Origin of the sequence: Paraburkholderia largidicola, assembly GCF_013426895.1 — a bacterium.
Classification (GTDB): Bacteria; Pseudomonadota; Gammaproteobacteria; order Burkholderiales; family Burkholderiaceae; genus Paraburkholderia; species Paraburkholderia largidicola.
Map to the genome: position 1 here is coordinate 1511860 of NZ_AP023175.1, position 23510 is coordinate 1535369.

General features: G+C 63.3%; 23 protein-coding genes. 9 read left to right on the forward strand and 14 right to left on the reverse strand.

What is annotated here, in order from left to right; genetic code table 11:
• Positions 1-25: 25 nt before the first annotated feature.
• The 6 genes from nthB to PPGU16_RS23460 all read left to right on the forward strand — a co-directional run bounded on the left by nthB (position 26) and on the right by PPGU16_RS23460 (position 3951).
• Complete coding sequence (nthB, locus tag PPGU16_RS23435; protein WP_180722797.1) at positions 26-769, forward strand: nitrile hydratase subunit beta; 744 nt, start codon at positions 26-28, stop codon at positions 767-769.
• 18 nt (positions 770-787) lie between these two features.
• Positions 788-1411 carry a nitrile hydratase subunit alpha gene (gene nthA, locus PPGU16_RS23440; protein WP_180722798.1) on the forward strand — a complete coding sequence of 208 codons (624 nt, stop codon included), beginning with the start codon at positions 788-790 and terminating at the stop codon, positions 1409-1411.
• A 10-nt stretch (positions 1412-1421) separates the two neighbouring features.
• Positions 1422-1769: a nitrile hydratase accessory protein gene (locus tag PPGU16_RS23445; RefSeq protein ID WP_180722799.1), complete on the forward strand. Its 348-nt coding sequence runs from the start codon at positions 1422-1424 to the stop codon at positions 1767-1769.
• Positions 1770-1813: 44 nt separating this feature from the next.
• Positions 1814-2023, forward strand: coding sequence for a CbtB domain-containing protein (locus PPGU16_RS23450; RefSeq protein WP_054932953.1), 210 nt, complete (start codon positions 1814-1816; stop codon positions 2021-2023).
• Between the two features lie 13 nt (positions 2024-2036).
• A complete protein-coding gene (locus tag PPGU16_RS23455; protein ID WP_180722800.1) occupies positions 2037-2798 on the forward strand; it encodes a CbtA family protein in 762 nt (253 codons plus the stop codon).
• 94 nt (positions 2799-2892) lie between these two features.
• Complete coding sequence (locus tag PPGU16_RS23460; protein ID WP_180722801.1) at positions 2893-3951, forward strand: GlxA family transcriptional regulator; 1059 nt, start codon at positions 2893-2895, stop codon at positions 3949-3951.
• 10 nt (positions 3952-3961) lie between these two features.
• Here the strand turns inward: PPGU16_RS23460 and PPGU16_RS23465 are convergent, their stop codons facing one another.
• The 10 genes from PPGU16_RS23465 to PPGU16_RS23510 all read right to left on the reverse strand — a co-directional run bounded on the left by PPGU16_RS23465 (position 3962) and on the right by PPGU16_RS23510 (position 15984).
• Positions 3962-4219 carry a hypothetical protein gene (locus PPGU16_RS23465; protein ID WP_180722802.1) on the reverse strand — a complete coding sequence of 86 codons (258 nt, stop codon included), beginning with the start codon at positions 4217-4219 and terminating at the stop codon, positions 3962-3964.
• A gap of 86 nt (positions 4220-4305) precedes the next feature.
• Entirely contained in the window at positions 4306-5295 is a 990-nt protein-coding gene (gene denD / locus PPGU16_RS23470; protein ID WP_180722803.1) for a D-erythronate dehydrogenase, read from the reverse strand.
• A 48-nt stretch (positions 5296-5343) separates the two neighbouring features.
• Positions 5344-6132 carry a 2-oxo-tetronate isomerase gene (gene otnI, locus PPGU16_RS23475; RefSeq protein ID WP_180722804.1) on the reverse strand — a complete coding sequence of 263 codons (789 nt, stop codon included), beginning with the start codon at positions 6130-6132 and terminating at the stop codon, positions 5344-5346.
• Positions 6133-6157: 25 nt separating this feature from the next.
• Positions 6158-7495 carry an MFS transporter gene (locus PPGU16_RS23480; protein WP_180722805.1) on the reverse strand — a complete coding sequence of 446 codons (1338 nt, stop codon included), beginning with the start codon at positions 7493-7495 and terminating at the stop codon, positions 6158-6160.
• A gap of 140 nt (positions 7496-7635) precedes the next feature.
• On the reverse strand, positions 7636-8292 hold the full coding sequence (gene otnC, locus PPGU16_RS23485; protein WP_180722806.1) for a 3-oxo-tetronate 4-phosphate decarboxylase: 657 nt from the start codon (positions 8290-8292) through the stop codon (positions 7636-7638).
• Complete coding sequence (gene otnK / locus PPGU16_RS23490; protein ID WP_180722807.1) at positions 8289-9605, reverse strand: 3-oxo-tetronate kinase; 1317 nt, start codon at positions 9603-9605, stop codon at positions 8289-8291. Before otnK ends, otnC begins: the two co-directional genes overlap by 4 nt.
• A gap of 15 nt (positions 9606-9620) precedes the next feature.
• Positions 9621-10511 carry an L-threonate dehydrogenase gene (ltnD, locus tag PPGU16_RS23495; protein ID WP_180722808.1) on the reverse strand — a complete coding sequence of 297 codons (891 nt, stop codon included), beginning with the start codon at positions 10509-10511 and terminating at the stop codon, positions 9621-9623.
• Positions 10512-10578: 67 nt separating this feature from the next.
• On the reverse strand, positions 10579-11283 hold the full coding sequence (locus PPGU16_RS23500) for a FadR/GntR family transcriptional regulator (RefSeq protein ID WP_180722809.1): 705 nt from the start codon (positions 11281-11283) through the stop codon (positions 10579-10581).
• 884 nt (positions 11284-12167) lie between these two features.
• The gene (locus PPGU16_RS23505; protein WP_180722810.1) at positions 12168-14105 is read right to left on the reverse strand and encodes a putative bifunctional diguanylate cyclase/phosphodiesterase; all 1938 of its coding nucleotides are present in this window, start codon (positions 14103-14105) and stop codon (positions 12168-12170) included.
• A 286-nt stretch (positions 14106-14391) separates the two neighbouring features.
• Positions 14392-15984: an aspartate-alanine antiporter-like transporter gene (locus PPGU16_RS23510; protein ID WP_180722811.1), complete on the reverse strand. Its 1593-nt coding sequence runs from the start codon at positions 15982-15984 to the stop codon at positions 14392-14394.
• Positions 15985-17085: 1101 nt separating this feature from the next.
• Here PPGU16_RS23510 and PPGU16_RS23515 point away from each other — a divergent pair.
• Positions 17086-17763, forward strand: a complete 678-nt coding sequence (locus PPGU16_RS23515; RefSeq protein WP_180722812.1) for a heavy metal response regulator transcription factor — start codon at positions 17086-17088, stop codon at positions 17761-17763.
• Complete coding sequence (locus PPGU16_RS23520) at positions 17763-19214, forward strand: heavy metal sensor histidine kinase (protein ID WP_180722813.1); 1452 nt, start codon at positions 17763-17765, stop codon at positions 19212-19214. Before PPGU16_RS23515 ends, PPGU16_RS23520 begins: the two co-directional genes overlap by 1 nt.
• Before the next feature lie 24 nt (positions 19215-19238).
• On the opposite strand, the gene PPGU16_RS23525 is transcribed toward PPGU16_RS23520, so the two are convergent.
• From PPGU16_RS23525 to PPGU16_RS23540, 4 genes are all read right to left on the reverse strand, one after another.
• Positions 19239-20573 carry a sensor histidine kinase gene (locus tag PPGU16_RS23525; RefSeq protein WP_180722814.1) on the reverse strand — a complete coding sequence of 445 codons (1335 nt, stop codon included), beginning with the start codon at positions 20571-20573 and terminating at the stop codon, positions 19239-19241.
• Complete coding sequence (locus PPGU16_RS23530; protein WP_180722815.1) at positions 20570-21232, reverse strand: response regulator; 663 nt, start codon at positions 21230-21232, stop codon at positions 20570-20572. Before PPGU16_RS23530 ends, PPGU16_RS23525 begins: the two co-directional genes overlap by 4 nt.
• 82 nt (positions 21233-21314) lie before the next feature.
• Positions 21315-21770, reverse strand: a complete 456-nt coding sequence (locus PPGU16_RS23535; protein WP_180722816.1) for a Fur family transcriptional regulator — start codon at positions 21768-21770, stop codon at positions 21315-21317.
• A 138-nt stretch (positions 21771-21908) separates the two neighbouring features.
• A complete protein-coding gene (locus tag PPGU16_RS23540) occupies positions 21909-22328 on the reverse strand; it encodes a DUF1810 domain-containing protein (RefSeq protein WP_180722817.1) in 420 nt (139 codons plus the stop codon).
• A gap of 277 nt (positions 22329-22605) precedes the next feature.
• Here PPGU16_RS23540 and cyoA point away from each other — a divergent pair, with 277 nt between their 5' ends.
• On the forward strand, positions 22606-23508 hold the full coding sequence (gene cyoA, locus PPGU16_RS23545) for a ubiquinol oxidase subunit II (protein WP_180722818.1): 903 nt from the start codon (positions 22606-22608) through the stop codon (positions 23506-23508).
• Positions 23509-23510: the final 2 nt, after the last annotated feature.

Genomic DNA, 23510 nt, shown 5'->3' on the forward strand with positions numbered 1-23510 from the left:
TTTTCACCACTCTGCGGAGCGAACCGTGAAATTACAGCATCACCTTGGCGGCATCGAAAACCTCGGCCCTGTCAGCACCGAGACGCGCGTTTTCGTCGAGCCGTGGGAAAAGCGCATCTTCGGCATTCATACCGTGATGATGGCCGAGAGCGCGCATCTGGCGAACGCGCCGCATCCTTATCCGGTCGATCAACTGCCGACCACGTTCAGGAACGACTGGACGTGGGCGTCGCTACGCACGGGCGCCGAAGACATGCAGCCATTCGATTACTTCAAGTACCGCTATTACGAGAAGTGGCTAGGCGGCATTTCGCAGTTCTTCGTCGATCAGGGCTACATCACGGCGGAAGAACTCGCGCAGAAGACGGCGCACTATCGCGCGAGCCCGGATGCCACCTTGCCGGACAAGCCGGACACGGCCCTTGCCGCGCAGGTCGATGCGTATCTGCAAAACGGCGATTCGGGTTATCACACGCTCGAGCGCGCAGCCCGCTTCACGAAAGGTGACACGGTGCGCATCGCCGACCCCGACGCCGTCGATCACACGCGTCTGCCCGGCTATCTGCGCAACAAGACGGGCACCGTCGATCTCGTCTATCCGGGCGCGTTCTCGTACTTCGTATCGACGGGCGTAGACGGCATAGGAGAGCCGATGCCCGTCTACCGGATCGCCTTCGACACCGCCGACATCTGGGGCGAAGGCAAAAGCGAAGCCAACACCACCCTCTACGCGGATCTGTACGAAGCCTACGTGCAGCCGGCCAACTAAACCGACAGCGAGACCAGCATGACCCCAATGTTCGAATATCCGGAAGACCGCGAAGCGTCGAGCGCCGCCAAGGTCCGCGCACTCGAAGCGCTGCTGATCGAGAAAGGCGTGATAGGCAGCGATTCCGTCGATGCCGTCCTCGCGCACTTCGAGACGATGGCAGGCCCGTTCAACGGCGCGAAAATCGTCGCGCACGCGTGGGTCGATCCCGCGTACAAGCAGCGGCTCGTCGAAGACACACCCAAAGCGATCGCCGAGCTTTCGCTGCCGCTCGGCATGGCGGGGGCGGAAGGCGAGCATATGGCCGCCGTCGCCAACGACAGCAACGTGCACAACCTGATCATCTGCACGCTGTGCTCGTGTTATCCGTGGCCCGTGCTCGGCCTGCCGCCGTACTGGTACAAGGACCCCGTGTTTCGCGCGCGCGGCGTGCGCGAGCCGCGCGCCGTGCTGCAGGAATTCGGCGTGACCGTACCCGCGGAGAAAGAAGTGAAGGTGTGGGACAGCAGCGCGCAGATCCGCTGGTTCGTCGTGCCGGAGCGCCCGGCGAACACGGAGCATCTGAGCGAAGAAGAACTCGCCGCGCTCGTCACGCCGGAATCGATGATGGGCGTCGCGCTCGTCGCCGCGCCCGCAGCCTGAGGACCACGCGATGTTTACGCGCTTCGAGGAATACGCCGCGGCATCGATGCTCGGCACGCCGGACTCGCCGCCGCGTCTGGACGGCAAGCTGTTCTTCACCAACCGCTGGGAACGCGACGTGTTCGGGCTCGCGCTGTCGCTGTCGAAAGCGGGTTGCTTCGAATGGGAAGTCTTTCGACAGAGCCTGATTGCGTCGATTGCGAAGTGGGAAACGATCGATTGCGAGAACCAGCCGCGCTGGGACTACTACGAACGTTTTCTCGAAGCGCTGTTGAACGTGGTCGAAGCCAGCGGCGTGCTGTCGCGCGACGAACTTCAGCGAGTCATCACGGCGCGGCGCGTGGCGGCTCAATCATGAGCCGCACATCCTGACTAATCATTCATTCACTCAAGAGGTCTTTCATGAACGATGCTGTGCTCCAACCCGTAGACGCGCTCACGCCCATTCCATTGCGCGAGCTGTTGCCGTGGATCGTGTTCGGCGGCCTGCTGATGCTGCTGGTGCTGTACTTCGTCGGCGCAGAGGAAGGCGCGACGTCGCTCGTGCCGGGTATGTACGTGCACGAGTTCGTGCACGACGGGCGCCATCTGCTCGGTTTTCCCTGCCACTGACGAGGAGACGATCATGGTCGGCAAGCTGTTGATGCGCGGCATGCTCGCGGGCGTCGTCGCGGGGTTGATCGCGTTTGGATTCGCGCGCGTGGCGGGCGAGCCGCAGGTCGATCGCGCGATCGCCTTCGAGGAACACACGCACGCGATGGAAGGCGACGCGCACGAACCCGAACTGGTGAGCCGCGACACGCAAGCCGGCCTCGGCTTGCTGACGGGCGTCGTCGCGTACGGTGCGGCGTTTGGCGGGCTTTTCGCGCTGACCTTTGCGTGGGCATGGGGACGCGTCGGCACGCTCGGCGCACGGCCGCTCGCCGCGTGGCTCGCGCTCGGTGCGTTCGTTGCGCTCGTCGTCGTGCCGAATCTCAAGTATCCCGCCAACCCGCCATCCGTCGGCGATCCGGAGACGATCGGCTATCGCACGGGGCTGTTCTTTCTGACGATTGCGATCTCGGTCGCGATCATGGTGCTGTCGCTCAACGTGCGCAGCATCGCCGCGCGTCGCTTCGGCGCATGGAACGGCGCGCTGGCGGGGCTGCTCGCCTTCGTCGTGATGCTGGCCGTCGTGCTTGCAGCGTTGCCCGCTATCGACGAAGTCCCGGCCGCTTTCCCTGCCACGCTGCTGTGGAAATTCCGCGTCGCCGCGATCGGCATGCAGGCCGTGATCTGGACCACGCTAGGCGCGCTGTTCGGCGTGCTCGCCGAACGCACCGGATTCGCGGACTCGCCCGCGCGCCGCACTGCACGCGACACGAGCCCGGCAACGCAGGCTTTTTGACCGCCCGGACGCGTCGGGCATTGCCGTATAGACTAACCATTCGAGCCGCCCGCCCACGCGGGCGCCCGTCTTCCAGCGGATTCGGACACTCGCGATGAAACGCATCAAGGTCGGCATGCTTGTCTTTCCCGGTTTCCAGCTGCTCGATATCGCCGGGCCGAGGGACGCGTTCGCCGAAGTGAAGATACTGAGCAAGGGCGAGTGCGAATACGAAATGCTGACGGTCGGCACGACGCGCGGCGCAGTGCAATCGTCGAGCGGCTTGAGCACGATGCCCGACCGCACGATCTTCGACGTGTGCCCCGAGTTCGACACGATCATCGTGCCCGGCGGCCTCGGCATCTTCGACGCGTTCGACGACCCGGCGCTGAGCGGCTGGCTCAAGACGCAGCACAGGCATTGCCGCCGCGTATCGGCGATCTGCAACGGGCTGTTTGCGCTCGGCGCCGCCGGCCTGCTCGACAACAAGGTGGTGACGACGCACTGGATGGACGTGCCGCGCCTCGCCGCGACCTTTCCAAAGGCGAGGATCGAACCGGATCACATCTTCGTGCAGGACGGCAACATCTACACGACGGCGGGCGTGACGGCAGGCATCGATTTGTCGCTCGCCATGATCGAAGACGACTTCGGCCGCCAGATGGCGCTCGATGTCGCGAAGTATCTGATCGTCTATCTGCGGCGCGCGGGCGGGCAATCGCAATTCAGCCCGCTGCTGGAGACGCAGGCGTCGCCGGGCTCGCAGATGGTCGCGCTGCAGCAGCTCATGCTCGACAACCTGCATGTAGACCATACGGTGACGTCGCTCGCCGAACGCGTGCACATGAGCGCGCGCAACCTGTCGCGGCTCTTCGCGAAGGAATGCGGCATCACGCCGATGACGTTTCTCGCCAATGCACGCATCGACGCCGCGCGACGCTTTCTCGAAGCCACAGATCTCTCGCTGCGGGAAATCGCACAACGCTGCGGCTTCGAAGACACCGACGGGTTTCGCAGGACCTTCCATCGCCGGCTGCAGATCAACCCGGCTGACTATCGCGACCGGTTCAGATCGAAGAAGCCGCTGGTGGAGAAGAAGAAATCGGGCGCGTCGCGCGTGGAGTCTCGTGGGTCTGCCACGGTTTCGAATAGCGCGATGCGTGACACGCGCTAGGTGACACGCGCTAGTACTGTTTGCAGCTCACTACGAGCTTGCGCGTCGGATAGCTGCCGTAGTCGGTGTGGTTTCTGCTTTCCTGGCGATCCACCACGTCGTAGCCGCCCGGACATGATTTCCTCGCCGCCCTTTCGCAGATCTTCCAGCTATAGAGCAGTCCGTCGCAGGAAATCACCGCGCCGTCGCGGCCGTTCGTCAGCGTCGGCTTGACGGTTGCGCTGCACGCGGTCAGAAAAACGATCAGGAGAATCGCGCTGCGCCGCATCAGATTCCCTCGGTGTGAGTGGATCGTCCGATTATAGAAGCCGATGCGCGCAGGGTAATGGGAGCGAACGCACGCTCCCGTTGAACTCAGTGCTGCGGAACCTTCCCGCCGAGTTCGTCGTCGATGAAAGCGCGGACGATGTCCTTGAACGACGCATCGCCATGCAGCCCAAGCTGCGTCGCGCGCGATACATCCCATCGCGCGGGCCAGCTGCCGACGATCTTCTCGACACGCTCATCCGCTTTCCATTCGATGCGCGCCGCGACGGCATCGCCCGCCACCTCGCGCAGCGCCGCGACCATTTCGTCGACCGTCACCGACACGCCCGGCAGGTTCACGGTGCGGCGATTGCCCAACGCCGCGCTGTCGATCTCGCTTCCCGCTATCAGACACTCGATCGCCTTGCGCGGCGACAGCAGCCACAGGCGCGTCGAGCCGCTCACGGGGCACACAGCGGCTTCGCCAGTGAGCGGCTCGCGAATGATGCCGCTCGCAAACGACGACGCCGCTGCATTCGGCTTGCCCGGCCGGACGCTGATGGTCGGCAGGCGTAGCACGCGGCCATCGACGAAGCCGCGCCGTGCGTAGTCGTTGAGCAGCAGCTCGGCGCCCGCCTTCTGTGCACCATACGACGACTGTGGATTGAGCGCGGTTTCATCGAGCACGACATCCGGCAAATCGCCGCCGTAGACGGCAACCGAACTCGTGAACAGAACACGCGGCCGATGCCCGCGCGCGCGGCACACATCGAGCAGCAACCGCGATGCGTCCAGATTGATGCGCATGCCAAGCTCGAAATCGGCTTCCGCCTGGCCGCTGACGATCGCCGCAAGATGGAAGATCGCCGCCGTCTTGTCATCGATCACGCGTTCGAGCACGCTGCGCTCGGCAATGTCGCCGACTTCGACGCGCACACGTTCGTCTTTCGGACCCTGCGCCGCGACGACGTCGAGCAACACCAGTTCGGTAATCGGCTGACGCTGTCCGTCTGTGCCCTTCAGTTCGCCGCGCGCGAGCAGTTCGCGTGCAAGACGCTGGCCGAGAAATCCCGCGCCGCCCGTGATCAGTACTTTCATGTTCCTGTTAATCCTCAGTGTGTCTGTCGAACGCGCTCAGGTACCACCTTAGCTGCGTGCCTTCACGTACGGCCTGATCCATCCCAGCCCATCGGACGTGGCCGCGCGCGGCCGGTATTCGCAGCCGATCCAGCCGTCGTAACCCAGTTCATCGATCAGCGAGAACAGATACGGATAGTTCACTTCGCCGATATCCGGCTCGTGCCGCTCGGGCACGCCCGCAACCTGGATATGACCGATACCCTTGATGTCACGCTTGAGCTTCACGGCAAGATCGCCTTCGACGATCTGGCAGTGGTAAAGATCGAATTGCACTCTCAGGTTCGCCGCGCCGACTTCCGCGCAGATCGCCTGCGCATCGTCCTGCCGGTTCAGAAAGAAGCCGGGAATATCGCGCGTGTTGATCGGCTCGATGACGACGGTAATGCCGTCCGCCTGCGCGGCTTTCGCCGCATATGCGAGGTTCTTCAAATACACCTCGCGATGCGCGGCGCGCGATTGCTCGGGCTTGATCAAGCCGGCCATCACATGCAGCTTGTCGTTGCCGAGCACGCGCGCATATTCGAGCGCGGTATCGACGCTGCGGCGAAACTCGTCCTCGCGGCCCGGCAACGACGCGATGCCGCGCTCGCCCGCCGCCCAGTCGCCGGGCGGCGCGTTGAACAGCGCCTGCGTGAGACCGTTCTCGGTCAGACGCGCCTTCAGATCGGCGGCCGGAAAGTCATAGGGGAACAGGAACTCTACGGCCTCGAAGCCATCGCGCGCCGCGGCGGCGAAACGGTCGAGAAACGCGTGTTCGTTGTACATCATCGTCAGATTGGCGGCGAAGCGAGGCATCGAAGCAACTCCTTTTAAAGCGCGATTAGCGGTTCACGAGCCGCGCGGGCGTCAGCCAGGTGGCAAGCGCGCCGATCACGAGCATCGCGGCGAGCACGTACATGCCCGACTGCGTGCTGTGCGTGAGGTCCTTAAGATAGCCGATCATGTACGGGCTCGCGAAACCCGCCAGATTGCCGATCGAATTGATGATCGCAATACCCGCCGCCGCCGTCGCGCCCGACATGAACGCCGTCGGCAGCGACCAGAAGAGCGGCGCACAGGTCAGCACGCCCGCTGCCGCGATCGACAGGAACGCGATCGATACCACCGTGTTGTCCGCGAACGAAGCCGCGACCGTGAAACCGACTGCACCCGCGAGCGCCGGGCCGATCAGATGCCAGCGGCGTTCGCGATACTTGTCCGCGCTGCGGCCCATCACGTTCATCACGACGATCGCGACCAGAAACGGAATCGCGCTCAGCAGGCCGATCTTGAACGCGCCCGTTACGCCCGTCGATTTGACGAGTGTCGGCATCCAGAACGTCAACCCATATTGACCCGTGACGAACGCGAAGTAAATCAGCGACATCCACCACGTACGCGGATCGCGAAACACGGCGCCCACGGAATGCGACTTCGCTTTTTCTTGCGGCTGCGCGGCGATTTCATCGGCGAGCAGTTTTTTCTCGCGCGGCGTCAACCATTTCGCGCTGGCGATCCCGTTGTCGAGATACAGAATGGTCGCGATGCCGATCGCGATGGCGGGCACCGCTTCGATCACGAACATCCATTGCCAGCCCGCGAAGCCGTGATGCGAATCGAAGCTTTGCATGATCCAGCCCGACAGCGGATTACCGAAAATGCCCGACACGGGAATCGCCGACATGAACACCGCGATGATCTTCGCGCGACGATGCGACGGAAACCAGTAGGTCAGATACAGGATCACGCCCGGATAGAAACCGGCTTCGGCAAGACCGAGCAGAAAGCGCAGCGCGTAGAACTGCGCGGGCGTCTTCACGAATACGAAGAGCGCGGACATCACGCCCCACGTGATCATGATCCGCGCAATCCAGATTCGCGCGCCGAGCTTGTGCATCAGGATATTGCTCGGCAATTCGAACAGGAAGTAGCCGACGAAGAACACACCCGCGCCGAGGCCGAACACGGTTTCACTGAACGCGAGATCCTGCGACATCTGCAGCTTCGCAAAACCGACGTTGACGCGATCCAGATACGCGACCACGTAACACAGCATCAGGAACGGCACGATGCGCCAGAACACCTTGCCGTAGGTGCGTTCGATTTCAGCCGCGCCCGGCTGGCCGGCTGCGTCGGCGGTGGATGCGGGGCGTGCGGATGCCGCCTGAAAGCTTGTCATGCACTGTCTCCTTCGGATGGCGCCGGTTGTTGGCCGCCCGCTTCATGGCGGTCGGTCCTCCGGCTTTTTGCCTGGTTGGTCATGCGGATGGCCCGCGACGTTCGTTCGCGAACCGTTGAGCCTCTACGCGTGCGAGCGATTCACCAGCGCGCGCCGAACACCGTGCGCAACTCCTCGAGCGCGGCTTCGTCGAGCGGCGTGGGACGCGGGTTCGTCATCAGCCACAAGCGCGCCGTTTCTTCCAGCTCTTCGAGCGCGTACGACGCTTGCGATACCGACCTCTCCCACACGACAGGCCCGAGTCGTTCGAGCAGCACGCCGCGCACGCTTTCCGCGAGCGCTGCGATCTGCTGCGCGACTTGCGGATCGCCGGGACGACGGTAGCGGATCAGCGGAATGTGGCCGACCTTCATCACGTAGTACGGCGTGATGGGCGGCAGCACGTCGGCGTCGTTCCAGACGCCCGCGAGCGTCAGCGCGACGAGATGCGTCGAATGCGTGTGCACGATGCCGCGCGTTTCGCGGTTGCGCTCGTAGACGCCGCGGTGCAGCGCGAGCGTTTTCGACGGCTTGCCTCCGGAAACCGCGTTGCCTTCGAGATCGACCTTCGCGATCTGCGCGGGGTCGAGACGGCCGAGACACGCGTCCGTCGGCGTAATCAGCCAACCGTCATCGAGGCGCGCGCTGATGTTGCCCGCGCTGCCGACTGTATAGCCGCGCTCGTACAGGCTCGCGCCCGTTACGCAGATTTCTTCGCGGACTTTCGCTTCGTTGCCCGTGTGGATAGCGAGCGTCATTGCGCGCCTCCGTCGAGTTGACGCAGCGCCTTCTCGAAGAAATCGACGGCGCCGAAGTTGCCCGACTTGAGCGCGAGCGCGAGCGGCTCAGCGCCGATGGTCGCGGTTGCCGGCACGCCGGGATCGATCTGCTTGCCGATGCGCAGCATTTCGACGCGGAGCGCCTGCACCACGGCACCCGATGTCTCGCCGCCCGCGACGACGAACTTGCGCACCCCGAGATCGTGCAGACCGCGCGCGATCGCAGCCAGCGTGCGTTCGACCAGTTCCCCGGCTTGCGCGACGCCGAGTTCGCGCTGCGTGGCCTTCACTTCATCCGGCGATGCCGTTGCGTAGATCAGCACAGGCTGAGGCTGCGCTGCGTTCATATGCTCACGCGCGAAAGCGAGCGCCTGATCGACGACGGGCTCGCCGCGCGCGGCCGCCAACGGATCGATGCGGAATGCGGGGCGCGTTTCGGGCCATGCGGCAACCTGCGCATTGGTCGCTTTCGACGCGCTGCCCGCCAGCACCGCCGACGCGCCTTCGACACGCGGCAATTCGCCAGCATCGGCGGCATCGTCGAGCAGACCGGCGCGGCGGAAGTTGCCCGGCAAGCCGAGCGCGACACCCGAGCCGCCCGTAATCAGCGGCAGGTCCGCGCAGGCTTCGCCTAACGTGTAGAGATCGGCGTCCGACACGGCATCGGCGATCGCCATGCGCACGCCGTCGTGGCGCAGCGCATCGATCGACGCGCGCACGGCTTGCGCGCCTTGCGCCACTGCGTCGTAGCGCACCAGACCGACTTTCGATTGCGTCTGCCGCTGCAAGACGTGCACGAGGTTCGCGTCCGTCATCGGCGTGAGCGGGTGATGCTCCATGCCCGATTCGTTGAGCAGTACATCGCCGACGAACAGATGCCCGCGATAGATCGTGCGGCCGTTTTCCGGAAACGCGGGGCACGCAATCGTGAACGGCGTGCTGCCATCGATCGCCGACAGCGCGTCGAGCAGCGCATCGGCGACGGGGCCGATGTTGCCTTTATCGGTCGAATCGAAGGTCGAGCAGTACTTGAAGAAGAACTGGCGGCAGCCTTGCGCGCTCAACCAGTCGAGCGCGTCGAGCGATTGCGCGACGGCATCGGCCGCGTCGATGGTGCGCGACTTCAGCGCGACGACCAGCGCGTCGGCTTCGATGCGCGTATCGGCAGCGGGCACGCCGATGGTCTGAACGGTGCGCATGCCGCCGCGCACCAGCATGTTCGCGAGATCGGTTGCGCCGGTGAAGTCGTCGGCGATACAGCCGAGCAGGGGCTTGCGGGTAGAGGTGGTCATCTCGTTCGGCTCCGCTTAGCGCTTCGGCGGCACGTCGATGCCGGGGAAAATCTTGATCACGGCGGAATCGTCTTCGCCGCCATGCCCTGCCGTCGACGCCATCATGAACATCTGGTGCGCCGCCGCCGACAACGGCAGCGGAAACTTCGAACGGCGCGCGGTATCGAGCACGAGGCCGAGGTCCTTGACGAAAATATCGACGGCCGACAGCGGCGTGTAGTCGCCATTGAGGATGTGCGGCACGCGGTTCTCGAACATCCATGAGTTACCCGCGCTGTGCGTGATCACGTCGTAGAGCGCGTCGGGGTCCACGCCTTCGCGCAGGCCGAGCGCCATCGCTTCGGCGGCGGCGGCGATGTGCACGCCCGCGAGCAGCTGGTTGATGATCTTCACCTTCGAGCCCGCGCCATGCTGGTCGCCGAGGCGATAGACCTTGCCCGCCATCGCGGCGAGCACGTCGTCGCATGCGGCGTAGGCGGCGGCGGGGCCGGACGTCATCATCGTCATTTCGCCCGATGCCGCGCGCGCCGCGCCGCCCGACACGGGCGCATCGAGCATCTGCAAGCCGGCCGCTTCGACGCGCCGGCCGAGGTCGATGGCGAAGTCGGGCGCAACGGTTGCGCAGGCGATCACGACGCTGCCGGGCTTCATCGACCGAATGGCGCCTTGCTCGCCGAACAGCACGGTTTCGGTTTGCGCCGCGTTGACGACGAGCGTGACGACGACGTCGCATTGCGCGCCGAGTTCGGCGGGACTGGCGCAACCCTTGCCGCCATCGGCGACGAACTGGTCGAGCACTTCACGGCGCACGTCGCAAGCATGCACGTTGAAGCCGCCGCGCAGCAGCGAGCGCGCGACGCCCATTCCCATCGCGCCAAGACCGATCACTCCGACATTTCTGGACATACCTTTCCTCTACGAACGATGCTTCGGACGACGGCTCGCGCGAGTCGCGAGCGGACGCGTGTGTGGATCAGCAGATACCGGCCTCGGCGAGGCGGCGGGCTGCGTTGTACATGTGTGTCTGCGCGGCGTTACGGGCGGCCATCGGATCGCCTGCGCGAATCGCCGCGACGATTGCCGCGTGCTCGTCGCGCACCTGACGCGAGAAGTCTTCACGCAGCGCTTCGTTACGGCGCGTGATGACGGTGCCCGCTTCGAGGTACTGGTTGAGGAACGTGAGGGTCTTGAGGAAATACGGATTGCCCGTCACGGCAGCGATCGTGCGATGAAACGCGACGTCTTCGGCGACACCGTCGCGTCCCTCGGCGACGGCTTCATCGATCTTTTTGAGGACGGCGTCGATGGCCACCATGTCGGCGTCGGTGCGGCGCATGGCGGCTTCTGCGGCGACTTCGGCTTCGATTGCGCGGCGCACGGCGAGGATCTGCAGCACTGAGCCGCCTTCCATGGCTTCTGCGTAGTCGATTCGCAGCGGGCGGATCGCGCCGTGGGCCGACACATAGACGCCGCTGCCCTGGCGGGGCTCGACCACGCCCTCGTTCTTTAATCGCGAGATCGCCTCGCGGATGACTGTGCGGCTGACGCCGAATTCCTGTGCCAGCACGGCCTCAGTTGGCAGCTTGCCGCCGCGGGCGAAGGTGCCTTTGTCGATCTGGGCGAGGAGCTGTTGCGCGACTGTGTCACTGAGCGCCCTGCTCGGGATTTTATCGAACATATCAGTGGATTTGCCATGTCATAGGGTCATCATACAAATTTGCCTTCGGCAGGGGGTATGGGGGAAACCCTCAAGGGGTTGGGATTTTTGCCTTCGGGGCGGGCGTTGCCTGGGTGGTGTTTTTGTGTTTTTGCGTCTTTTGCGGCGCTGGCGTTCGTTTTGGTTTTGGTTTGCTTGTGCTTTTGCTGGCATCCGCGTTTTGTTAGCGTGCTTCAGGCGTCGCCCCTGTGCGGGGCGGCACCTACTTTTCTTTGCCGCCGCAAAGAAAAGTAGGCAAAAGAAAGCGGCTCACACCGCCAGCCCGTGTTCTCATCCACGGGCCCCCAACGTCCCCATCCTTCACACGGCAATGCCCTCGTTAATGCTCGTTGCCAACGCTTCGAATGAACGCCTCACCCGCTTTGAATACCCGTACCCGGGCCAGCGGCAGCGAATGGTGGGCGCCGCCCAGGTGGCAAACTGTGTGTAGGTTGTCGTGTCGTATAAGTTAGCGTTCTCACAGGTAGAACGCTTGCCCTATTGGTCCGAAGTGAGGCGTGTGGAGCCCAAAGGGCCTACACACAGTTTGCCACCTGGGCGGCGGCGGACCATCTGGTAGTGCGTGCCGCGACGCGGGCACATGAAGCGGGTGAGGCGTCAATTAAGAGCGCTGGCAACGAGCGTCGGTCACGTGGTTGCCGTGTGAAGCGTAAGACCCTTTGAGAGCCCTCAGGCAAACACAAGGATTGGCGGTGTGAGCCGCTTTCTTTTGCCTACTTTTCTTTGCGGCGGCAAAGAAAAGTAGGTGCCGCCCCGCACAGGGGCGACGCGTGCAGCACGCTAACAAAACGCGGATGCCAGCAGCAAACAAGGCGAACCACCCAGCGTCGCAGACAAAAAAAACCTCACACTTCCAAAGACTGCTCCTCAAACGGCGCCGGCTCGCCAAAGAAAAACCCTTGCATCACCGTGCACCCCAGCCCCCGCAGCGCATCAGCCTGCGCCTCCGTCTGCACGCCCTCGGCAACACATACCAACTCAAGCGATCGGCACAACTCCAGAATACTGCGCACGATATCCCGCGCCGCGGGATCACTATCAATCCGATCCAGAAACCCGCGATCGATCTTGACCTTATCCAGCGGCAGCCGGTGAATACAGGTAAGACTCGAATACCCCGTGCCGAAATCATCGAGCGAAATATGCACGCCAAGCCGCTTGAACGCATCGAGCGAAGCAGACGCCTGCTCGAAATCCTGAATGACGGCAGTCTCCGTCACCTCGAACGTCAAGCGGTCGGGCGCGATGCCGCTGTCGCGAATCATGTCCGCAATGTTCTCAACCGCCTCAGCCGAACCAATATCCCGCGCAGACAGATTAAACGCGACACGCACGGCCGGATCACACTCCCGCATCGTCGCGAGCACCTTGCGCAACAGCGCGGCCGTCACGGAATGAATGAAATCGCTGCGTTCAGCAACCTTGATGAAGAGCGACGGAGGCACATCGCCAAGCGTCGGACTGCGCCATCGCGCAAGCGCCTCATACGACACCACGCGTTCGCGCAGCGTGTCGACGATTGGCTGAAAATGCAGCGTCATCTCGCGCTCGAGGTCGGCATGCCGCAATGCCTGTTCGACCTGTCCCAACTCGCGAATCTGCTTTTCATGCTCCGACGAGAAGATCGTCGTGCCCCCTCGTCGATACTCCTTCGCGAAGTACAACGCGTAGTCCGCACGCTCGAACAGTTGCGCGGGTGACAGACCCGCGTCGGGATAAACCGCAAACCCGAGCGATCCTGACAGCCGCGCAGTCGCGCCAGGCCACGCATACGGCGCACGCAGCGTTGCGCAGATCGCCGCGCCGATGTCGCGCAGATCCTGCGTCTCGCGCACGTCCGTCACCAGCAGGCCGAACTCGTCGCCGCCCAGGCGCGCCAGCCTGATGCGCGGCCCCGACACATCGAGCAGCCGCCGGCCCACCTCTTCGAGCACACGGTCGCCCGCGCCGTGGCCGTACAGATCGTTGACCTGCTTGAAGCCGTCGAGATCGATCACGCCGACGGCAAAACGCACATGCCCTTCCTGTGCCGTTTGAAAAAGCGCGTCGAGATCGGCGAGAAAACGTCGGCGGTTCGGCAGCCCTGTCAGGATGTCGAGATTGGCGAGGCGCGAATTTTCGTCGCTCAGCCGTTGCAGTTCGGCCTGCTTCGCCTGCAATGCATGCTTCGATTCAACCAGATTCGCAAAGTCGCGATAGTAGGTGACCAGAACGAAGATCATCGCGACAGCAACGAGCAACATGTTGATCGCAATCGCGACGAGCACGCCGTTCTGCGTCAACGAAAAGAACAGCGAGAACGGCACGATGACGATGGCCGTCAACAGCAACGCGGCCTTGCGCATGTGCATCAGACAGAAAATGCAGCCGATCACCGTAATCGACATGTAGAACGCAACATGCGCGCGAGCGTACGGGTCGCCATACGGGAAGAGCAGCAATCCCCAGCCGGTGAAGATGACGCCCAATAATGCGATCAGCCACACCGTGGTCTTGAGCCGCGACGCGATCTGCTCGTCCGTCAGCGACGCGAGGTGTTTTCTTCGCCTAACCCACACGACGAGCCGGATCGCGCAGGCCGAGCACATCGCGAGCGGCACCCAGATGGCGAGCCACGCCGGCGCGACGGCGACGTGCGTCGCGGCCACGGCAACGCTATTGACCACGAGGATCACATACAGCAGCGGCAATTGACGCGAGAAAGCGTCGAACTGCGAGCGCGACAGCGCAGCCTTCACGGCGGGAACAGTACGAAACGAGGCGAGGTCCTGCGGGCGAATCATGGCTCGGCAGCGTGAATGGGTCAGCAAGTCCAGGTGCGCCGCCTGTCGATACACCCAGGCTGCGAGAGGCGGTGGCGTCTGTCGCGTTCCTGCATGTTTACGGCAGTTTTCCGGCGAACCTGATGATACGAGAGCGACCCGCTCCGCCAGTAAAGAATGCAGAGAGATGCACCACGCTGTCTCGACGGCGCCACACACGCTTGCGCAACACACGCGCGTAATGCTCGCAAAAAGCCCTTTTTTGCGGGGTATTCGTCAGATCAATAGCGCGAAACCAGCGGCACCGTCACCCGCCCACGACCACTGCCGCGATCTCGACGAACAGAATTTTCACGATCGTCATCGACGGAAAGATCATGGCGTAGCCGATATCGGGGCGGTCGGTGGGCGCGATGCGATTTGCGAACGCGAGGATCGCCGGGTTGCCCGTCGCGCCGCTGATCACGCCAACGGTCGCATCGAACGGCAGGCGAAATAGCCACAGGCAGCACGCCGCCGTGATGCACACCAGTGCGATCAGAATCGCCGCGCCATATAGCAGGAACGAGATGCCCGTAAGACCGATCGTCGCAAAGAACTTCGGTCCCGACGACAACCCCACTTGCGCGAGAAACACCGTCAGCCCGAAATTGCGCAGCACGAGATTCGCCGAAAGCGGCATCGTCCAGACGAGTCCACCCACGCGCCTGATCTTGCCGAGATAGAGCGCGACCAGCAGCAGCGCGGCAAGCCCGAGCGACAACTTGCCGACACCGGGTATCGGCAGCGGAATCAGGCCGACCAGCAAGCCCAGCGCCGCGCCGACGCCGATCGAGATGTAGCTCAACTCCGCCGTTCCCTTGATCGAATCGCCGAACAGCTTGCGCACGGCGTCGCGTTGACCGGGGCCGATCAGCAATCCCACACGGTCGCCGAACTCGAGTATCAGTTCGGGACTCGGCAGCATGTCGGCGTCGCCGCGACGCACGTGCGCGATCGAACAGACCATGCCTTCGGGAAAGCGGATATCGCGCAGCGCGCGGCCGACCACGATGCGACTCGATGCGAACACGCGCAGATAGTCGAGGTCTTCGCGGAAACGCATCATGCGTCCGGGGTGCAATTCGCCGAGCATTTCGGTGGCCTTGCGCAACTCGTCGAGGTCCATCGAGGTCGCGAGCAGCACGTCGTCGGTTTGCATGACGAAATCGTCGGCGGGCAGCTGGTTGTGATGTGCGCGCCGCACGGCCGCGATGCCGAGGCCCGCGGGCAGGCGCGCTTTCAGTTCGGGAAACGTGAGGCCGACGAACGCCTGGTTGCGCAGCGCGATCTCGGCCGTCTCCATGAGGTGCGCGGGCGGCGCTTCGATCTTGCGCGCCAGTGCGATGCTCAGCAGATAGAGAAACAGGATCGGCCCGGCGACGCCGAACGGATACGCGACGCTATAACCGACGGCGGCGCCTTCGCCCTTCAGCACGGCAAGCACCGCCTGCAGACTTGCCGTGCTCGTGCCCGCGCCCGCATACAGGCCGAGCGCCTGATCGAGCTTCACGCCGAACAGCGGTCCGAGTGCAAGCGACACGAAGCCTGCGCCGATCACGCCGAGGACGGCGGCTGCGTTCGCCTTGAGCCCATCGGCACTCGACAGACCGGCGAAAAACTGCGCGCCGTACTGCACGCCGATGCCATAGAGAAACAGCAACAGCCCCAGCGTGCCGAGCACTGCGGGCGGCGCGGACTTTGGCGCGAAACCGCCGATCGCGAGCCCGACGAAGAGCACCGCGCCCGAGCCGAGCGCTACGCCTTTGATGCTGCACTCGCCGATGACATAGCCTAGCGCGACGGTGAGGAACAAGGTGAGCAACGGTTGCGATTCGAGCAATGTGCGGATTGCATCCATGTCCGCTCCCTAAGTTGTGGGCAGGGTGTGTGCGTTTGTTGCGCTATCGCGCATGTATTGCCAGATCAATCATAGACGCTGTGCGGGGCGGCACCTGCTTTTGGTTGTCGGCGACGCTGGATGGTTCGCCTGGTTTGCTGCTGGCATCCGCGTTTTTTTAACGTGCTGCACGCGTTGCCCCTGTGCGGGGCGGCACCTGCGTTTGGTTGTCTGCGACGTGATGGTTCGCCTGGTTTGCTGCTGGCATCCGCGTTTTGTTAGCGTGCTGCACGCGTCGCCCCTGTGCGGGGCGGCACCTGCGTTTGGTTGTCTGCGACGCTGGATGGTTCGCCTGGTTTGCTGCTGGCATCCGCGTTTTGTTAACGTGCTGCACGCGTCGCCCCTGTGCGGGGCGGCACCTACTTTTCTTTGCCGCCGCAAAGAAAAGTAGGCAAAAGAAAGCGGCTAACACCGCCAATCCTTGTTCCTGCCTGAGGGCCCCCAGCGGGTCTTACGCTTCACACGGCAACGCCCTGGTTCGTGCTCGTTGCCAACGTTCTCTCTGTACGCCTCACCCACTTCACGCACCCGCATCACAGCGTGCCATGCCAGATAGTCCACGGCCGCCCAGGTGGCAAACTGTGTGTAGGCCCAAGGACTCCATATGCCTCACTCCGGACCGATAGCGCATGCGTTCCACCCTGTAAGAGCGCCGCGCTATACGACGCGACAACCTACACACAGTTTGCCACCTGGGCGGCGCATACCGTTCGCTGCCGCTGGCCCAAGTGCGGGCGTTTGAAGTGGGTGAGGCGTTCATTCGAAGCGTTGGCAACGGGCAACGAACAAGGCGTTACCGTGTGACGTGTGGGGACGTTGAGGGCCCGTGGACAAGCACACGTGCTGGCGGTGTGAGCCGCTTTCTTTTGCCTACTTTTCTTTGCGGCGGCAAAGAAAAGTAGGTGCCGCCCCGCACAGGGGCAACGCTTGCGAACCAATGACATCGCGCGGATGCCAGCAAAACCAAACCAAACCCAAACATTACCGAAATGTAATCAGCCCACACACACATCTCGGTATGATTGAAAACGTCAAAATCCAGCAGCAAAGCGGAGCACAACGATGCGCATCCTGGTCATCGAGGACGAACCCAAAACAGCGGCCTACCTGAAGAAAGGACTCGAAGAGTCCGGCTATTCTGTCGAGGTGGCGAACGACGGCTCGCACGGCCTGATCCTCGCGCAGGAGGAAGACTACGACGTCATCATCCTCGACGTGATGCTGCCGTGGATGGACGGCTGGACCGTCATAAAGACACTGCGCGCCACGCGCACCACACCCGTGCTATTCCTCACTGCACGCGACGACGTCGACGACCGCGTACGCGGCCTCGAACTCGGTGCCGACGATTACCTCGTCAAACCCTTCGCGTTCGTCGAACTGCTCGCTCGCGTGCGCACGCTCGCGCGTCGCGGGCCGCCGCGCGAAAGCGAACTGATCCGCATCGGCGATCTGGAAATGGACGTGAACCGCCGCCGCGTCAAGCGCGGCACGACGCGCATCGATCTCACGCCGCGCGAGTTCTCGCTGCTGCAACTGCTCGCGCGCCGCCATGGCGAAGTACTGAGCCGCACGCAGATTGCGTCGTACGTGTGGGACATGAACTTCGACAGCGACACGAACGTCGTCGAAGTCGCCATTCGCCGCTTGCGCAGCAAGATCGACGACAACTTCCCCGTCAAACTGATTCATACGGTGCGCGGTGTCGGCTATGTGCTCGAAATCAAGGAAGCGGATTGATGCGCGGCCGTTCGATCACCACCACGCTCGCGCTCGCGTTCGGGGCGACGACGCTCGCCGTGTTCGTGCTGGTCGGCAACTTTCTCTATCGCGCGCTCGAACAGGAGATCAGTTCGCAGGACGACATGAGCATCGTGCTCGCGGCGCGGCACGCGCGGCGCCTTGCGGAAGAGATCGATGCATCGAAAGGGATTCGCGAGCATGGCGACCGGATCACGAGCATCGTGCTGGGTAATCCGGGCATGTCGATGGAAGTGTTCGATCCCAACGGACAACTCGCCATCGAGCACAATCTGACGAGCACGCTCGGCACACCCATGCCCGCCAGCGACAGTTCGATTCTCGCTACCGGTCGCTCCATTCAGCGCGTGCCGGCAGCGGCGCGCATCACGGAAGCTGACATCGTCGCGTGGCGAAACGAGACGGGCGCGCCGATACGCGGCGTCGCCACCGACGTCACCTTGCGCGACGGCGAAATGGTCAGCATCCTGATCGCGCGCAATCTGAGCGACCGCTATGAACTGCTCGATCAGTACCGCGACCAGCTCAAGATCTACGGCATCATCGGCGTGCTGCTGACCACGGTGCTCAGCTACCTGCTCATTCGCGCGGCGATGCGGCCCGTACACGATATCGCCGCGAGCGCCGCGCAGGTCACCGTGAACCGCCTGAATACGCGCATTGCCGTCAAACGCGTGCCGCGCGAACTCGAAACGCTCGTGACGACGCTCAACGCGATGCTCGAACGCATGGACCACGGCTTCAAGCAGATGTCGCGTTTCACCGCCGATCTCGCGCACGACATGCGCACGCCGCTGAGCAATATGCGCGGCGCGACGGAAGTGGCGCTCGCGCGCACGCGCTCCGTCGACGAGTACGAAGCGCTGCTCGCATCAAACCTCGAAGAGTGCGAACGTCTGTCGCGCATGATCGAGAACGTGCTGTTCCTCGCGCGCGCGGAGCATCCGCAGTTCGTCAAGCACATGCGTGTGTTCGATGCCGTGCAGGAACTGACGCGCATCGGCGAGTATTTCGAAGGCGTCGCGGAAGACGCCGGCGTGCGCGTGCGTGTGACAGGCGCCGCAATGCTCACGGCCGATCTCGAACTCTTCCGCCGCGCCATCGGCAATCTGCTCGCGAACGCGCTGCGCTATACGCCACGAGACAAGGAGATCGTGCTCGACGCGCATGAGATCGAGGGCGGCGTGCGCGTCACGGTGTCGAATGAAGGCGAGCCGATTGCGCCTGAACATCTCGAACGGATCTTCGACCGCTTCTATCGCGTCGATCCCTCGCGCAGTTCCTTGCCTTCGTCCGGTTCGCCGCAAGGGTCGCCAGGATCGACGGGACTGGGCCTCGCGATCGTGCGCACGATCATGGAACTGCATGGCGGCACCGTTCATGCCGAGAGCGACGCGCGCGGCACGCGCTTCGTACTGACGTTTCGTTGAGCGCGTGCGCCGTCTCAACAGCCGCTATTCCGCGCGCAATCCCGACAGCGTCACGCGCAGTCCCGTACCGTTTTCGTTGTTGTCGATGCTGAGCGTCGCCTGATGGCGTTGCGCGATTTTCAGCGCAATCGCGAGGCCCAGCCCGCTGCCATGTTCCTTGTTGCCCGCGCTGCGATAGAAGCGGTCGAACACGCGCTCGCGCTCCGCGTCCGGAATGCCGGGCCCGCTGTCCGACACGCATAGTCCGATGCGATCGCCGTCGTGCTTCAGGATCACATCCACCTTGCCGCCGCGCGGCGTATAGCGGATCGCGTTGTCGATCAGATTGTTGAGCAGCACCTCGATGCCCGCGGGCTCGGCGCTGACCTTGTAGGCGTCGTCGGCATCGCGAGAAGGGTTGAACTCCAGGCCGAGGTCTATCTGCCTCGCCTCGGCGAGCATCGAAAAGTCACCGACAGCGCGCTCGCACAGACGGCGCAGGCTCACCGGCTCGACATGCGCGCTGCGTTGCGCGTCTTCGCGCGCCATCGTCAGCAGTTGATGCACGAGATGGATCAGCCGGTTCAGGCGCCCTTCGATGCGCTCGAAAGTCTGCTTGCTGCCGACCAGCGAGCCGTCGCGCTCCGCCGCCTGCAATTGCAGCTTCAATGCGGCAAGCGGCGAGCGCAGCTCGTGCGCGGCGTCGGCGACAAAGGTACGTTGCGATTGCGAGGCGACGTTCAGGCGGTGCAGCAGGTCGTTGAGCGCATCGACGAGCGGCTTCAGTTCGACGGGCATGCGTCCGTCGAGCCGCAACGGATCGAGCGAATCGAACGAACGGGTTGCCAGCGCGCGCGAGATGCTGCCGATCGGCGCAAGACCGCGGCCGACCACGAACAGCACGATCAGCACGATGACGGGAAGGAACAACGCGAGCGGCCACAGCGTGCGCAACGCGAGATGCCGCGCCAGATCTTCACGCACAGAGACGGGTTGCGCGACCTGAACGAAACGGTTGCCTTCCTGTACGCCGAAGACGCGCCAGTGATACTCGTCGCGCTCGACCGTGCGCAGGCCGGGCGGATAGCGCGGCACGTCGATGCCATCGAGCGACTTGTACACGCTCTGGCCCACGTCGTCCCACACTTCGATGAACAGGCGATCGTCGGCAAGGCCCCCGAAATCCGGCGTGCGTCGCGCGAGCGCGTTGCTGCTGCCGACCGTCGCGGGCACGGAGAGCGCCACCGTGCGCAATTCGTAGTCGAATAGTTCGGTCGCTTCGACCCGCGCCGTATAGAAGATGCCGTACGCCGCGGTCAACGCCGCGAGCGCGAGGCCGGCAATCAGCCAGCCAAGCAACCAGCGCCGGATCGACGTCATACGGCGCGCTTGAGCCGATAACCGACGCCGCGAACCGTCACGATCTGGTCGGCGCCGATCTTGCGCCGCAGGCTATGCACATGCACTTCGATCGTGTTGCTGCCCACTTCCTCGCCCCAGCCGTACAACTTGTCTTCGAGTTCGGAACGCGTGAAGACGCGCGTCGGCTCTTCGATCAACGCCTGCAGCAGGCTGAATTCGCGCGGCACCAGCGACAAGGATTCGCCCTTCAGCGTCGCTTCGTGCGCAGCCGGGTTCAAGGTCAGATCGCCGTGTACGTACTCGGGATGGGCGTGCCCCGTGCGCCGCCGCAGCAACGCGCGCACGCGCGCTGCGAGTTCGTCGAGATCGAAGGGTTTGACGAGATAGTCGTCGGCACCCGCGTCGAGCCCCGCAATGCGGCTCTCGACGGCGTCGCGCGCGGTGAGAATCATCACGGGCGCGGTGCCGCCGCGCCGCCGGTAGCGGTTGAGCACGTCGATGCCATCTGCCTTCGGCAGGCCGAGATCGAGCAGCACCAGATCGTAGACGTCGTGGGCCAGCGACAACTCCGCTTCGCGCCCGTCATGCGCCCAATCGATTGCATAGCCCGCGCCGCGCATCGTATCCACGACGGGCTCGCCAATCATGTCGTCATCTTCCACCAGCAGCAAACGCATCGCGCATTCTCTCCGTCGATCGCCTCCATTCTCCGAACCCGTAGCTTAGCGCGCCTTGACGCCGCCTTCGCCGGGAAAGCGTTCAGCCACTCGCGCCGAAGCGCTTGGGCGTCGCAGCGGGCAAGCCTTCGCAGGCTTCGCATCGGCCGAAGATCACCAGGCTCGACGTCACGTAGTGAAAGTGCTGATCGGCGGCGATCTTTGCCTGCTGCTGTTCGAGGCCCGGATCGTACGCGTCCTGAATGCGCCCGCAGCGGTTGCAGACGAGGTGGTAGTGGCGCTGGCCGCGATTGAGTTCATAGATGATGCGCGCATCGCCTAACGTCGCGCTCGAGATGAGGTCCGCCTCATGCAACTGCGAGAGCGCGCGGTACACGCTCGCGAGACTGCAAGGCTCCGGCTCGCGCGACAGCTTGCGGTACACCTGATCGGCGGTGAAGTGCTCGTTCGGGAGCTCGTGGAAAAGCCTCAGCACGGATGCCCGGCTCGTAGTCGGGCGCAGACCGGCCGTTTTTAACGCTGCGTAGATCGCAATCATATGAAGCCCCGTCTGGTCAGCGCAAAGCCTCTGGCGGGCTTCGCAACGGGCCATTCTGGCCGCGCGATCCTTAAGAATCGCTTATCGGGGCCAGTGGAACGCGGCGCAGTGTGCGCGCTGGCGCGCTTTGCGCGGCGCTCAGAGGCGTTCCAGCGTCCGCTCGTCCGGCTTGCCGTCGAAGTATCTGGCAAGCGCGTCGGTGAACACGGCCTCGTCGGGCGCGGCTTTCGAAAACAGCGTCATCGACGAATGGAACTTCAGGTGGTCCGGGTAGCCGAAGATGGTCTCGATCGACCGACCCTCGACTTCGTTGACGGCGCGCGTGATCTCGATTAAACGGGGACCGAGCACCGGATGTTGCAAATACGCGACAGCTTCGGGCAATGAATTAATGGCAAATTTTTGTGCCATTTGGCTCGTTCCGAGGCCCTGAAACTGGGGAAACACGTACCACATCCAGTGGCTTTGCTTGCGCCCGTTGCGCAATTCCGCTAGCGCCTGCCCATAAATAGGTGCCTGAGCATCGACGAAGCGCCGAAGGTCGAATTTATCGTCCATCCCGTCCTCCGCAGTTCTTTGGTGTGCCGCAGCAAATGCATCGGCATGCCCGACAAATCCCTACGATTACCTTTCAAACCAGTCTTTCCGACCGTCGGCGCGCCACAAACGCGCCTCACATGCGGCATTGCGACACTATGTCTCACCCCTGATTGCGCAATAGTTCGTTCGCATCAAAGTGCTGTACTGCAACACGTGTCTTTCGTATTATGCGAGCGCTTATAAAAGGAGCAAGGAAATGCATGCGTTCGTTCGTTTGTTTTTGTAGAGGGCCGCGATGACGAAAAAAATCGCGGGCCGGCTAGCCGGTCTCGTCTCAATTGCCCCAGCCCTCCTGCTTTCGGGGTGCAACAACCTTGATCTGCTCGCGCCGAAAGGTCCCATCGGTGCCGCCGAGAAGTCGCTGATCGCGACCTCGACGTGGGCGATGCTGATCGTCGTGGTTCCCGTCATCTTCCTGACGCTGCTGTTCGCATGGCGCTATCGCGCATCGAACAAGTCCGCCGAATACCGTCCGAACTGGTCGCATTCGACGGCAATCGAAGTCGCCGTCTGGACGATCCCCGCACTGATCATTCTGTTCCTCGCCGTCCTGACGTGGAAGAGCACGCATGAGCTCGACCCGTACAAGCCGCTCGAATCGAACGTGAAGCCGATCAACGTCGAAGTCGTTGCGCTCGACTGGAAGTGGCTGTTCATCTATCCCGATCTCGGCATCGCGTCCGTGAACCAGCTGGCGATTCCCGTGGGCACCCCGGTGAATTTCCGCATCACGTCGGACACGGTGATGAACTCGTTCTTCATCCCGCAACTGGGCGGCCAGATCTACGCGATGGCAGGCATGCAGACGCGTCTGCATCTGTTGGCTGAAGAACCGGGCGATTACGCCGGCACCTCGGCCAACTTCAGCGGCAAGGGCTTCTCGGACATGAAGTTCCGCACGCTCGCAGAGTCGCAGCAAGACTTCGACGCATGGGTCGCGAAAGCACGCGCATCGACGGATCACCTCTCGATGGACCGCTACTACGCAGTGGCGAAGCCGGAAGAGAAGGCGTCTGTGTCGTACTTCTCGTCGGTCGATCCCAAGCTCTTCAACAACATTGTTGCCCGCTACAACAACGGTCACGTCATCGACAACATGAAGGACGTGAACTGTGCACCTAACGGGACCAAGGGGTAAGC